This window comes from Streptomyces sp. NPDC058000 (genome assembly GCF_042886435.1).
Lineage (GTDB): Bacteria > Actinomycetota > Actinomycetes > Streptomycetales > Streptomycetaceae > Streptomyces.
The window spans coordinates 1-13,568 of the sequence record NZ_JBHVQS010000110.1; the positions used below are offsets into that span (position 1 = coordinate 1).

The following is a 13,568-nucleotide window of genomic DNA, read 5'->3' on the forward strand; positions in this document are numbered from 1 at the left end:
AGCTCCGCTATCAGGCCGCTCCAGCGCCTTGCGATGCACCGCACCAGACGCCGCGGCCTATCCGACCCTGATCCACCGGACAGGCCCTGGGCGCAGCGCACCACAGGTCCGCACGCCGGCAGGTGCCGGGAGCCCGGGCCGGCTCCTCACCGGCCCGGGCTCCCGACTGCCGGGCGGGGGTGAGTGCCCGGGGCGCCGTTCGACACGCAGCGCCTGCGCATCTGCTCTCGCCGCGGAACCCACGGGGAATTAATGGTGAATATGAGGCAACGAATTCCGCTCCCCGACGAGGTGAAATGAGCGCCGGCCGCCGCAATCCGCCGGGTCGGCGCCCGACCCGAAAGCGACCGGCGGAGGTAGTGCCGCCACCGACCGACCGCCTCCTGCGCATTCTGCTACGCCGCCGCAAACAGCCGCTGAGCGCCGCGGACGTGATGATTGCCGACCGGCCGGCGGTGCGCCGGGCGGTATCGGCGGCCGCCCTCCCGACACTGACCACACCGATCCCGGCGGCCGAACCGCCCGTGCGGCCGGGCCCTCACGAGCGCACGGTGCCGTCCCAGCGCCATTCGGTGCGGCGCGGGTGCCCGGGGAGCGCGGCACGCCCGGTGGCCCAGAGCAGCGTCGGCCACGGGTCCGCCCCGGTCGGGACGTCAGGGAACAGCCGGGTCAGGACCCGCGCGCACACCTCGGCCGGCGGATCCCAGTCGAGCCCCAGCCCCGAGGCCAGATCGTGGGTGTGGACCACCGTCTCGACGATCCCCATCGCCGCGAAGCCTTCCGGATCCGAGACGCCGAAGACGTGATGGGCACGCACCTGCGGGGGAGTGGTCCGCACCATGGCGACCAGGAGGGCGCCGCACGCCTCCAGGGTCTGGAGGAGCCCGGCAGGCCCGGCGGCGCGGTCGGCGTGCACCGCGTTGGCCGGGCCGCCGGGGCGGCGACGGTGCCAGAAGAAGGGCACCTCGCGGTCCAACGGTGGTGTGCTGGGCCCCAGTTGGGCCGCGTAGGCGAAAAGGTCGTCACTCAGGTGCTCGACCGTCTCCCAGCAGTCCCACTCCAGCGACCCGGCCGCCCGGCCCTCCCAGGCCGAGGCGGGCGCGGTCCGCAGGAGGCGCACCGAGAGCCGTACGGCGCGGGCGAGGTCGTCGGCGGTCACGGGATCCGGGGTGACGGGGGTCGTGCTGACGGGAGGGGGCCGGTGGCCCGCTTCGGCCTGGTTGCTTGATCGGGACATGCCTGGACGCTACCGCGGGCGTCGGGCCGGGGGAGAGCCGCACGAGGCGGCCCGGTCGGCGGGCCGACGGCCGCCCGTCCGCGGTCGGAGCGGAGGTGACGCGACGCACGCGAACTCCGACGAGCTGTCGGTAACTGTCCGAATTTGACGGCCTATCATCGGCGCCATGTCCGCCTCAGAACTGATTCGTATCGTGTCCCGCGACTCCCCGATGGCCCTCGCCCAGGTGGAGCGCGTCCGCGCCGAACTGGCTGCGCTGCACCCCGGCATCGCCACCGAGGTCGTCCCCGTCAAGACGACCGGCGACCGGTGGATGGGGGCGCTCTCCCAGGTGGAGGGGAAGGGGGCGTTCACCAAGGAGGTCGACGCCGCCCTCCTGGCCGGCGAGGCGGACCTCGCGGTGCACTGCGTCAAGGACATCCCCGGCGACCGCCCGCTGCCGGCCGGGACGGCGTTCGCCGCCTTCCTCAAGCGGGACGACGTCCGGGACGCGTTGATCCACCCGGGCGGGCTCACCCTCGACGAGCTGCCCGCCGGCACCCGGATGGGCACCTCCTCGGTACGCCGGATCGCCCAGCTCGCCGCCTCGCACCCGCACCTGGAATACGTACCGATGCGCGGCAACGCCAACCGCCGTATGGAGAAGCTGGCCGCGGGTGAGGCCGACGCCCTGCTGCTGGCCGTCTCCGGGCTGGAGCGGATCGGCCGCCCCGACGCGATCACCGAGATCCTGTCGGTGGACGTCATGTGCCCGCCGATCGGCGCGGGTGTCCTGGCGCTCCAGTGCCGCGAGGACGACACCGACACCATCGAAGCCGTCAGCGGCCTCGGCGACCCCGCGACGTACCGGGAGACCATGGCGGAGCGGATGCTGCTGCACGTCCTCCAGGGCCACTGCAACAGCCCGATCGCCGGGTTCGCCACCACCGACCGGCGCGGGGAACTCTCCCTGCGGGCCAGCGTCTTCACCCCCGACGGCAAGACCGTCCTGAACGCGCACGAGTGGGCCGGCCCGCTGACCCCCGAGACACTGGGCACCTCCGTCGCCGTGGCGCTGCTGCGCCAGGGCGCCCGCGAGCTGATCGACGGCATCGCGCACTGACCCCGACGCCCCCCACCACCTGGGAGCCCGGATCATGCGTCCCCGCCAACGGCGGGGCGGTGGTTCCGGTCGGCGGCGGCGAGCGGGGCGAGGAGGCGCTCGCGGTGCTCGCCGCCGCGCTGCCCGGTCGCCGGGTGGTCGGGGTGCCGGCCCCGACGCTCGCCTTCGGCGGCGGGGCCCACTGCGTCATCCAGCAGCTCCCCAGGGCGCCCCGCCCCAGTTAGCCACGGGCCCGGCTCAGGACTGCGGGCGCTTGCCGTGATTGGCCGCGTGGTTGCGGCGTGACTTCTTCTTGCGGCGACGTTTCGACGACATGGGTTCTCCCTTCTGGTTGAGGGGGCCGATGGTGCATTTCCGGCATATCTACCACCTTGGCAGGGTTTTGCCTCAGGGGGGCGATGGTGGTGTCAGGGGCGCGCGGTTGACGCTCCGGCGCTCCTCCGTGCCGCAGTGAATCCCCCCGTGGTCGGTGGCACCCTCGCGCAGCCGCTATGCTTGCTGGATACAAGCAATGTATCCAGTGGGCCGACTGGATCACGCAATCACGCGTGCACGCATTCAGTGCGAGGGATCACGACGATGAGCAACGGCACGGTCCATGCCTGCGATGGGGCTGGGATCTCGGAGATCACCACCGCGTCGAGCCTGGACGAAGCAGCCGCGGGGCTGGGGACGGAAATGGTCCGCTTCACCCGGCTGATCGCAGCGTGGAAACAGCGAGTCAAGCACGACGCCGGCGCCGCCGACCGCGTGCTGCTGGCCAGGCTGGTGTGCGGAGGGGACCAGCGGGCGACCGACCTGGCCGCCGACGCGTTCCTGGACCTGTCCACCGTCAGCCGACAGGTGCGCTCGCTGGTCGAGCGCGGCCTGGTCGCCCGGCGCCCGGACCCGGAGGACCGGCGCGGTTCGCTGCTGACCGCCACCGAGGCGGGGCGGGCCCGCTTCGAGGACTACCGGCGTCAGCGCGACGCCGAGCTGGCCGGGATCCTCGAATCCTGGTCGCCACAGGACCGGGCCGACCTGATCCGGCTGATGAGCCGGCTCAACAAGGACTTGGCAGAACGTCAACACGCACGGCCGGACTCCGGGGGAGACCAGGGCGCCGCCGTGGAACAGGGAGAGATACGTAGATGAGCACAGCCACCTCTCCGCCGGGGGCGCAAGCCAAGGCGATACCGGGGGCGGGGGTTCTCACCCACCGCCAGATCCTCACCATCCTCAGCGGTCTGATGCTGGGCATGTTCCTTGCCGCGCTCGACCAGACGATCGTCAGCACCTCCATCCGGACCATCGCCGACGATCTGCACGGGCTCAGCGAGCAGGCCTGGGCGACCACGGCCTACCTGATCACCTCCACGATCGCCACCCCGCTGTACGGCAAGCTGTCCGACCTCCACGGCCGCAAGCCCTACTACCTGGCCGCGATCAGCATCTTCGTGGTGGGCTCGGTGCTCTGCACCTTCTCCACCTCGATGACCGAACTCGCCGGCTTCCGCGCCCTCCAGGGCCTGGGTGCCGGTGGTCTGATGTCGCTGGCGCTGGCGATCATCGGTGACATCGTCCCGCCCCGGGAGCGCGCCCGGTACCAGGGCTACATGCTCGGTACGTTCGCCACCTCCAGCGTCGCCGGTCCGCTGATCGGCGGCGCGCTGGCCGGCCAGGCCACCCTGCTCGGCATCACCGGCTGGCGCTGGGTCTTCCTGGTCAACGTGCCGATCGGCATCATCGCGCTGTTCGTCGTCGCCAAGGTCCTCAACATCCCGCACACCCGCCGGAACCGCCGCATCGACTGGTGGGGAGCGTTCACCATCACCCTCGGTGTGGTCCCGCTGCTGCTCGTCGCCGAGCAGGGCCGGGAGTGGGGCTGGACCTCGTCGCAGTCGATCGCCTGCTACGTCACCGGCGTGGTCGGGATCATCGCCTGGATCCTCGTGGAGCGGTGGATCGGCGACGACGCGCTGATCCCGATGCGACTGTTCCGCAACGGCACCTTCAGCAAGACCAGCCTGCTGTCCGTGCTGATCGGCATGGGCATGTTCGGCGGGATGCTGATGATCCCGCAGTACCTCCAGATCGTGAAGGGCGCCAGCCCCACGATGTCGGGCCTGCAGATGCTGCCGCTGATGGCGGGCATGATGATCGCCTCGATCGCGTCCGGCCAGATCACCTCCAAGACCGGCCGCTACAAGATCTTCCCGATCATCGGCACCGCCCTGATGGTCGCCGCCATGCTGCTCTTCCACTACCGGGTCCAGTGGGACACCCCGCTGTGGGAAACCATGGTCTACATGCTGATCTTCGGCCTCGGCCTGGGTGGCTGTATGCAGACCCTGGTACTGGCCGTGCAGAACGCGGTGCCGCCGCAGGACATGGGTGTGGCCACCGCCTCGTCCACGTTCTTCCGGCAGATGGGTGCCACGGCCGGTACGGCGATCTTCCTCTCCGTGCTGTTCAGCACGGTCGGTGACAAGATCGGCGACGCGTTCAGGAGTGCCGCTTCCACCGCGCGCTTCCAGGAGGCGCTCAAGGACCCCGCGGTGCTCCACAACCCGGCCAACAAGCCGGTGCTCGACATGCTCAAGCACCCCGGCAACGGCGGCTCCTCGGGCGTGCTGAGCGACTCCTCGTTCATCCAGCACCTCGACCCGCGACTGGCCGAGCCGTTCAAGCGCGGCTTCGCCGACTCCATGCACACCGTCTTCCTGATGGGCGCCATCGTCGTCGCGCTGGCCTTCCTGCTGATGTGGTTCATCAAGGAGGTGCCGCTGCGGCAGATCTCCGGCCTCCAGGCGCGGGCCCAGGCGGAGGCCGAGGCCAACGGCGAGGTCCCGCCCGCGGCCGCGACCGCACCGGCCGCCGTGCTGGCCCCGGAGGCGGGCGCTCCCGCCGCCGTGGCCGCCGGGAGCGTCCCGGATACCGCAGCGGACGCGTCCGGACCGTTGATCCGCGGCACCGTGCGGGACAGCGGCGGCCGACCGGTGGTGCAGGCCGCGGTCACCCTGATCAGCGTCGGCGGACGGCAGCTCGGCCGCACCACCACCGACGCCGACGGCGGCTACGCGCTGCCGACCACCGGACCCGGCACCTACGTGCTGATCGGCTCCGCCGGCGCCCGCAAGCCGCAGGCGCTGACCGTCGTGGTGGGCGCCGATCCGGTCTCCTTCGATCTGACGCTCAGCGGCGCGGCCGGACTGTCCGGTGAGGTCCGCGAGGAGAAGAACGACGACCCGGTGCCCGGTGCGCTGGTCGTGGCCACCGACGTCCGCGGTGAGGTCGTGGCCTCCGGCGTCGTCGGCCAGGACGGCGGCTTCGCCTTCGACGAACTGACCCCGGGCAGCTACACCCTGGCGGTCAGCGCGGAGCGCCACCGTCCGTCCGCCCTCCAGGTGGAGGTGGCCGCCGGCTCCCGCAACTGGTACGAGATCCGGCTGACGCTGGGCGCGCAGGTCCGCGGCACCGTCCGCACCGCCCACGGCGGCGCGGTCAACGACGCCCGGGTGACCCTGCTGGACCCGGCGGGCAACGTCGTGGGCAGCGCCACCAGCGGCCACGACGGTGAGTACGTCTTCACCGACCTCGACAGCGGCGACTACACGCTGATCGCCAGCGGCTATCCGCCGGCCGCCGCCCCGCTGCGGCTGACCGCCTCCGGACAGGCCGAGTGCGACATCGAGCTCAGTCACGACACGGTGAACTGACACACCCGCCGCAACGGCAACGGCAACAGCAACAGCAACGGGCCAGGGCCCGGCGACTCCGGTCGCCGGGCCCTGGCCCGTGTCCGGCGCCCGCGCGTGCTACCCGGTGGCGAGCCGGTCCTCCGCCCCGTAGAGGTCGGCGCAGACGTCCAGCAGGTGTGTGGTGGCCGGATGCCGGTGATCGGTGCGCCAGACGGCCTCGATGGTGAGCGCAGGGCCCGGCGGCGTGAGCGACACCAGGGTGATGTTGCGGGGGAGCTGACGGGCCAGCGACGCCACCACGAGGTTGATGCCGCGGCCGGCGGCTATCCCGGCCCAGGCATTGGTGCCGGAAGCGGTGCCGTCGAGGACGGGCTCGAAGCCCGCACCCCGGCAGGCGTCGAGTACCGCGTCGTAGTAGCCGGGGGACATATCGCGCGGCCAGAGCTGGAAGGTCTCACCGCGCAGCCGGCCGAGGGCCACCGTCCGCGCACCGGCCAGCGGATGGTCGTCACACACCGCGACCCGCAGCGGCTCCCGGCGGACCGCACGGCGGGTCAGCCCTTTCGGCTGGTTCGTGGCCGGGACCAGCACGATGTCGTAGCGGTTGTCCCGCAGTGCGCGGCAGGCGTCGCCGGCGAAGATCTCCCGGGTCTCCACCTTCAGCCCCGGATGCCGCCGGGCCAGCCGGTCCGTCAGCTCGGGCAGCGTCTCGTACGCCGCACTGAGCGAGTACGCCAGCCGCAGCCGGCCCGCCTCCCCGGCGGCCACCGCCCGCACGTGCTGGGTGGCGCGCGTCGAGGCGGCCAACAGCCGCTTGCAATCGGCCAGATACGCGCTTCCTGCCGGGGTGAGGTCCACCCGCCGCGAGGACCGGGTCAGCAGCTGCACGCCGAGGATTTCCTCCAACGCCTTGACCTGCTGACTGAGGGCTTGCTGGGCGAGATAGAGGTCCTGGGCGGCGCGCGTGAAGCTGCGGTGCTCGGCCACCGCGACGAACGCCCGCAGATGGCGCAACTCGGGTTCCATGCGACCGGATCCTACGGCGCTGGCCTGCGGAACCGGCGGTTCGGCGACAAGCGGTGCTGGTGGATCGACAACAACCTGCGCTTGTTGATCAAAAAGCTCGCCGCACGCGCCGACCGCACCCGATACTTGGCCGAAAACAGGCCACCACTGGGTCTGCACATCTCAACCACCTCAGGGGACTTGATGATTCTCGTGACGGGTGCAACCGGCACCGTCGGCCGACCGCTGGTGAGCGCGCTCCGGGACCGCGGCGTGCCGGTCCGCGCACTGGTGCGGAACCCCCGCAACCTGCCCGCCGAATGGGACGCGGGCGTGGAACCGGTCACCGCCGACCTGAGTGACCCCGCGTCGCTGGCCCCGGCCCTCGCCGGCGTGGACGCGGTCTACCTGCTGACCCCCGTCCACCCGGACGCCGAACAGCAGCAGCGCCACGTCATCGACGCCGCCGTGCAGGCCGCCCGCCCCAGGGTGGTCCTGCACGCGGCCGTCGGCCTCGGACGCCCCGACGTCACCCCGGTCCGGTTCTTCGCCGCGCACGCCGCCGGCCTCGACCAGCTCAACGCCACCGGCCTCGACTGGACCGCACTGGCCCCCAACGGCTTCTGGCAGAACTACCGGGGCATGGCGGAATCCCTGCGGGCCGGGACCCTGGCCCTCCCCGCCGGCGACGCCGCGGTCTCCTACGTGGACGCCCGTGACGTCGCCGAGACCGCCGCCGCGGTGCTCACCGGCGACGGCAACGACAAGGCCGTCCTGGAGGTGACCGGGCCCGAGGCGCTCACCCACGACCAGATCGCCGCCCGGATCGGCGCGGCACTCGGACACGACGTCACCTACCGCGCACTGACGCCCGACCAGGCCCGCGAGGGGATGCTCGCCGCCGGCATGCCCGCATGGCAGGTCGACGGTCTGGTCGAGTTGCACGGCATGTACGCGGCCGGCGAGGCCGCGACCGTCGCCGACACCGTCCCCCGCCTGCTGGGCCGACCGGCCCGCTCCCTGGAGGACTTCCTCCGCGACCACGCCGCCGCCTTCCGCGCGGCGCCGGGGGACGACCGCCGATGACCGGCACCGTCGAGTGCACGTGAAGCACCGCGCGCCCGGCACAGCGCGGTGACCTCCCGACCGCGGGCGGACGGTCCGGCTGCGGGGGCCGATCCGTCCGCCAACTGAGCGCACCGGCCGAGAGGTCGGGGCCGGACCGGCCGACACCGTTCCGTTCCGGCCCCGCCCCGCAGGCCAGGTCCGCGGCCGCTCGAACCCGTGCGGCGGAGCACCGGGCCGCCCCCCACCTGGACCGCGACGCGCTGCGACCTCGACCACCCCCGCTTAGGCTGCCGAGCATGAGCGAGCGAAGCATGGGACGGTGCACGCCCGGCGCCTCCGGGGGCGAACGAAGCGGGCGCTCGGCATGAGCACGCACTTCGACGTGGTGGTCCTGGGCGCGGGCCCCGGAGGGTACGTCGCGGCCATCCGGGCCGCCCAGCTCGGCCTGCGCACGGCCATCGTCGAGGCCAAATACTGGGGCGGCGTCTGCCTCAACATCGGCTGCGTCCCGTCGAAGGCCCTGCTCCGCAACGCCGAGATCGCCCACATCGTGGGCCGGGAGGCGAAGACCTTCGGAATGCACGTCGAGGGCAAGGTCACCTTCGACTACCGGGAGGCGTTCCTGCGCAGCCGCAAGGTGGCCGACGGCCGCGCCAAGGGCGTGCACTTCCTGATGAAGAAGAACAAGATCGAGCAGTTCGAGGGCATCGGTGCCTTCATCGACCCGCACACCCTCCACGTCACCCTGGGCGACGGCCGGTCCGAGACCCTCTCGTTCGGCCACGCGATCATCGCCACCGGCTCGGTCACCCGCCTACTGCCCGGCACCTCCCTCAGCCGCCGGGTGGTGACCTACGAGGAGCAGATCCTCTCCGACGAACTGCCGCGCAGCATCATCATCGCCGGGGCGGGCGCCATCGGCGTCGAATTCGCCTACGTCCTCCACAACTACGGCGTCGAGGTCACCCTCGTGGAGTTCCTGGACCGCGTCGTACCACTGGAGGACGCGGAGGTGTCCGCCGAACTCGCCCGCCGCTACCGCAAGTTGGGCATCAACGTACTTCCCTCCACCCGCGTCGAGGGGATCGACGACTCCGGGGAGCGGGTGCGCGTCACGGTCACCACCGGCGGCCAACGCCAGACCCTGGAGACCGACCAGGTCCTCCAAGCCATCGGCTTCCAGCCGCGGACCACCGGCTTCGGACTGGAGAACACCGGCGTCCGGCTGACCGAGCGCGGTGCCGTCGACATCGACGGCCGGTGCCGGACGAGCGTGCCGCACATCTTCGCCATCGGCGACGTCACCGCCAAACTGATGCTGGCGCACGCCGCCGAGGCGATGGGCATCGTGGCGGCGGAGACCATCGCCGGCGCGGAGACCATGGAACTGGACTACGTGATGATCCCGCGGGTGACGTTCTGCCAGCCGCAGATCGCCAGCTTCGGCTGGACCGAGGAGCAGGCCCGCGACCAGGGCTACGACGTCCGGGTGGCCAAGTTCCCGTTCACCGCCAACGCCAAGGCCCACGGCATCGGCGACACCGCGGGCTTCGCCAAGATCATCAGCGATGCCCGGCACGGGGAGATCATCGGCGCCCACCTCATCGGCCCCGAAGTGACCGAACTCCTCCCGGAACTGACCCTCGCCCAGAAATGGGACCTCACCGTCCACGAGGTGGCCCGCAACGTCCACGGCCACCCCACCCTCGGCGAGGCGATCCAGGAAGCGATCCACGGCCTCGCGGGCCACATGATCAACATGTGACCGCAGCGCACCTCGGTCATGACGCCGACCAGCGAAAAGCTGGCTTGCGGGAGGGGTGGAGAGGGCCCGTGGGACTTCTCTGGGACATTGGGACGTCACGTGCGGTGTCTGCAGCTCTGACGCCGCCTCCGCTTCACGTGCGCCGCGCTCCCGTACGGCGAAGGCGACGGCACAGGCGAGGCCGAGTCCCTGCGCACGAGGCGCGCTCCCTGCATGAGGTCCGGCAGGAGTCCGCCAGGGCGCGTGTCGTAGCCAGGTGTGGTGGACGTTTTGCGGAGCCAAGCGCAGTCACGTCCTGCTGGCAGCAGTTCCTGAACAGTCGTAACGAAGGGCTGTTCTACCGGCTGCTGCGCCATCGGGTGTGCCAGACGCAGGTTGCTCTCACCAAACTCTCTTGTTTTATGGCAGCAAGAAATCATTGGTGCCTCAGAGGCAGCTGCGAAACATAGCCGACGATCGCCGGTTAGCCAAACCGGCGTTTCCTCAGACGATGGGATGGTCGCCGCCTACTCGGTGCGGCAACAGCCAGTCGACCTGTTCTTCGATACCCGCGGAGGCCCCTCCATGACTGCTTGCTCGTCAGCTTCTTCCCTGATCGAGGGTGACCGTGTCTCCGGAAACAATGCCGCCACGCTGAGAGGATTCCTGACTGTGAGAGACGCGGCGTCATATCTCGGCCTGTCGCCCCGGACGCTCTATGTCTGGCGACATCGGCGCCAGGGCCCCCCGAGCTTTCGTATGGGGCCTCGGGGTCGAGTCATGTACCGCCTTGTGAGTCTTGACGAGTGGATCGCAGAGCAAGAGCGCTCGGATTCGCGTTGCAACACGATATTGAGCCCGCTGGAGCAAAATCCTGTGCGCCGAGTGCGGTAACAGAAGAGCTGTCACGTGCCGACTTTGAAAGTCTTTTAATTCCTATTCGATTGAGGATCGTGTCCGGATATATTGAAGACCGGTGGCTAAAGAAGCGGCCGAACAATAAGACCGGTAAGCGTGAAAGAACTGCGATATACGGAAAGTGCACGCGATACCGCGTCAAAGGGATAGTTGGAGTAAAGGGTCGATCGTTTGCGGTACTTCAGGATGCCAAGGCTTGGCTGGCGCATGCCCAGACCGACGTACGACGGGGTGAGTTTACCGATCCTCGCGACGGTGCTATCAATGTCAAGGAGTACATTGAGTCGCACTGGTGGCCCACTCGGAGCGGTGACCCCGGAACGTTGGAGAGAATTGAGCAACGTCTGCGTGGTCACATAATTCCACACCTGGGCCCTCTACCGCTGAACAGCGTGGGGCCTGAAGCGCTGCGGGGTTGGATGAAGCGTTTGGAGAGGGATCTCGGGCCGCCCTCGATCCGGCTCATATGGGGGACTCTGTCCGGTGTGCTTCAGGCCGCAGTCGAGGAGTGTCGGATCGCCCGCAATCCCTGCCGTTCGCATAGTAGCGTCAAGCCACCTTCTGCGCCGGCTGGAAGGCTGGAGGCTTGGCCTCGGGAGCGTGTATTGACCGTAAGAGAGGCGTTGCCGGAGCGATACCGAGTTCTGATCGAAATAGGTGCCGGGCTGGGGCTGCGCCAAGGTGAGGCATTCGGCTTGTCCCTGGAGGACATCGACTTCACCCATGAGGTGATCCGCGTTCGGCGTCAGGTTAAGATCATCGGTACTCGGCAGTGTTTCGCAATATCCAAGAGTAAGAAACTGCGGGAAGTGCCACTTCCATCGAGTGTTGCCGTTGCGCTCAGGCAACACGTCGACAGTTGGGCGCCAATTGGGGTAACGCTGCCCTGGGGTGATCCCCGCCCCCCAGAGACACCTGCAGAGGGAAAATACAGGAAACCCAAGACCTGCAAGCTCCTTGTTGTAACTCCACAAGGCGCGGCGCTCAACCGTAACCATTTCAACTCCGGCGTCTGGAAGCCGGCCCTTTCGGATGCTGGAGTCATCGGCGAGCCGAAGGTGGTGAAGGGGAGGCGCGTATGGGACCAGTCCCGAGAGCACGGCTATCACGCTTTGCGCCACTTCTACGCCTCGGAACAGCTGGAGGCTGGCGAGTCCATCGTCTCGCTGGCGCAGTGGCTGGGGCACTCGGACCCTGCGTTCACGCTACGCAAGTACGCACACTTTTTGCCGCGTGCGGGGGCGTATGGGAAGGCCGCTATCGACACCATATTCGTGTAACCACGTCGACTGGCTTTCGTGGACTTGGAGCTGACTGGACCATCGCTCAAACGTGCTTCCGTTGATGGACGCCCGGCTCACCGTCGTCTGTCGAGACGGAGGCTGCCCTCGGTGGCGTGTTGGTCCGTGCCTGGTCCGGGTCTTGGCCTCAATCCCCGGAAGCCGAGAATGGCTTTCGAAGGTGATCCATCTCGTGGGCGCCACCCGTACTCGGCTCATGCTCAACCCGGGCGTGAGTCGTAAGAAGCCGTCTCTCAACCGAGCGTGATCGTTTGGTTCTTGCTGGTCAGGCGTGCTTTCGCTCGGGGTGAGAGAGGGATGCGGCGTCTTGTGTCGGCTTCATGACTGAGGGGTGCGTGGTGGCGTCGGTGCTGGGAATGTTGGAGGAGCGGGAGGCGACTGCCCGTGTGCGGGTGGAGGGTCTGCAGGAGGAAGCCGCCCGGCTTGCTGAGGTGTTGGAGGCCGTGGAGATCGAGCTGGACCGGCGGGTGATCACACGGGAGGAGCTGGTCGAGGCCCTGGCCGCCTCCGCAGCCGAGTCCACTGCCGTGACCGAGAGCGAGGCGGAGCAGGAAACGATGCCATCGACCATGTCGATGCCGGGCTCGACGGTGCCGCCCTGGCGGGAAGGGCTGCCGGTGACGGTGCTGGCGCCGGACTACCAGCGGATTCTTGGTCTGCTGGTGGTGCGGCGTTCGCGTAGTGCTGACCTGCTGAAACGACGGACGGGGCTGCCGTCGGAGGCGCGTTGGTCCGTGCCTGGTCCGGATCTTGGCCTCAATTACCGGAAGCCGGGAAAGGCTGGTGTGCTGGATACGAGCCCGGGATGGCTCTCCGTGCCGGCTCTCAGACCCGTAGTGCGGCTCGAAGGAGATCTATCACGTGGGCGGCCACCTGTGCCCGGCTCATGCCCAGCCCCGTGCGTGAGCCGTAAGGTCCTGGCAGGCCAACTGACTGGCGGGCGTTGCCTCCAGCGGATGCCCCTCTATGTCACGTCGGCGTTGGCGGTGGAACCACCTGGCGTAGGTTGTCGGAAGCGTCCAGTGCCGTCCAGGTGGTCTAGGTCGGGGCCGTTTGTGCAGGTGGGGCCTTGTGGTCCAGCGGCATCGACGGTGTTGGTGAGACGCGTGTGAGAGCAAGTGAGAGGTGAGGATCCCCCGTCGGCTGGTTCCGGCGGGGGTTTCTGCGTTCGGGGATGGGCCTGGTTCGTGGTGTCCGACGCGGTCTTGCTGTGCTCCGGCACTGCTCGACGCGGCCGTCACTGTCGCCCGCCAGGACGGCCGGAGCACCGTCATCGTCCAGGTCGCGGCCGGATCCCCCCGGCGCCGTCTTCCTCACCGCCAGAGGCTTTCGCGCCGCACTGGCTCACCTCTACGCCCGGCTGCCGCCGACCTAGGCCGTTTCTGATGGCTCTTGGACGGTGTCTCGGAGCCAGATGGCGATTGCTGCAACGGTCAGGGTGCCGTTGAAGATGTAGTCACGCTTGTCGTACCTGCTGGCCACCGCGCGGTACTGCTTCCACTTGTTCACGCAC

At 69.3% G+C, this 13,568-nt stretch carries 10 protein-coding genes and 1 pseudogene; 8 read left to right on the top strand and 3 right to left on the bottom strand.

From position 1 onward, the window contains the following. Window positions 1–538: 538 nt before the first annotated feature. On the bottom strand, window positions 539–1,237 hold the full coding sequence (locus ACFVT2_RS42515; protein WP_390027667.1) for a hypothetical protein: 699 nt from the start codon (window positions 1,235–1,237) through the stop codon (window positions 539–541). 166 nt (window positions 1,238–1,403) lie between these two features. Here ACFVT2_RS42515 and hemC point away from each other — a divergent pair, with 166 nt between their 5' ends. The 4 genes from hemC (at window position 1,404) to ACFVT2_RS42535 (ending at window position 6,037) form a co-directional block, all read left to right on the top strand. Continuing rightward, the gene (gene hemC / locus ACFVT2_RS42520) at window positions 1,404–2,339 is read left to right on the top strand and encodes a hydroxymethylbilane synthase (RefSeq protein ID WP_390027669.1); all 936 of its coding nucleotides are present in this window, start codon (window positions 1,404–1,406) and stop codon (window positions 2,337–2,339) included. Continuing rightward, window positions 2,240–2,563 (top strand): agmatine deiminase family protein, encoded by a 324-nt coding sequence (locus tag ACFVT2_RS42525; protein WP_390027671.1) that lies wholly within the window; start codon window positions 2,240–2,242, stop codon window positions 2,561–2,563. Before hemC ends, ACFVT2_RS42525 begins: the two co-directional genes overlap by 100 nt. Before the next feature lie 355 nt (window positions 2,564–2,918). Continuing rightward, window positions 2,919–3,473, top strand: coding sequence for a MarR family winged helix-turn-helix transcriptional regulator (locus tag ACFVT2_RS42530; protein ID WP_390027673.1), 555 nt, complete (start codon window positions 2,919–2,921; stop codon window positions 3,471–3,473). Further along, a complete protein-coding gene (locus tag ACFVT2_RS42535) occupies window positions 3,470–6,037 on the top strand; it encodes an MFS transporter (protein ID WP_390027676.1) in 2,568 nt (855 codons plus the stop codon). Before ACFVT2_RS42530 ends, ACFVT2_RS42535 begins: the two co-directional genes overlap by 4 nt. 99 nt (window positions 6,038–6,136) lie before the next feature. On the opposite strand, the gene ACFVT2_RS42540 is transcribed toward ACFVT2_RS42535, so the two are convergent. Next, window positions 6,137–7,045 carry a LysR family transcriptional regulator gene (locus tag ACFVT2_RS42540; protein ID WP_390027678.1) on the bottom strand — a complete coding sequence of 303 codons (909 nt, stop codon included), beginning with the start codon at window positions 7,043–7,045 and terminating at the stop codon, window positions 6,137–6,139. A gap of 183 nt (window positions 7,046–7,228) precedes the next feature. On the opposite strand from ACFVT2_RS42540, the gene ACFVT2_RS42545 reads away from it, so the two are divergent. From ACFVT2_RS42545 to ACFVT2_RS42560, 4 genes are all read left to right on the top strand, one after another. Then, complete coding sequence (locus tag ACFVT2_RS42545; protein ID WP_390027681.1) at window positions 7,229–8,110, top strand: SDR family oxidoreductase; 882 nt, start codon at window positions 7,229–7,231, stop codon at window positions 8,108–8,110. Between the two features lie 346 nt (window positions 8,111–8,456). Then, the gene (gene lpdA, locus ACFVT2_RS42550; protein ID WP_390027683.1) at window positions 8,457–9,857 is read left to right on the top strand and encodes a dihydrolipoyl dehydrogenase; all 1,401 of its coding nucleotides are present in this window, start codon (window positions 8,457–8,459) and stop codon (window positions 9,855–9,857) included. Window positions 9,858–10,421: 564 nt separating this feature from the next. Continuing rightward, a complete protein-coding gene (locus tag ACFVT2_RS42555; RefSeq protein WP_390027688.1) occupies window positions 10,422–10,730 on the top strand; it encodes a helix-turn-helix transcriptional regulator in 309 nt (102 codons plus the stop codon). Between the two features lie 59 nt (window positions 10,731–10,789). Continuing rightward, entirely contained in the window at window positions 10,790–12,034 is a 1,245-nt protein-coding gene (locus tag ACFVT2_RS42560; protein ID WP_390027686.1) for a tyrosine-type recombinase/integrase, read from the top strand. Between the two features lie 1,392 nt (window positions 12,035–13,426). Here the strand turns inward: ACFVT2_RS42560 and ACFVT2_RS42565 are convergent. Then, window positions 13,427–13,568 (bottom strand): annotated as a pseudogene (locus tag ACFVT2_RS42565) (IS5/IS1182 family transposase); the annotation flags it as partial.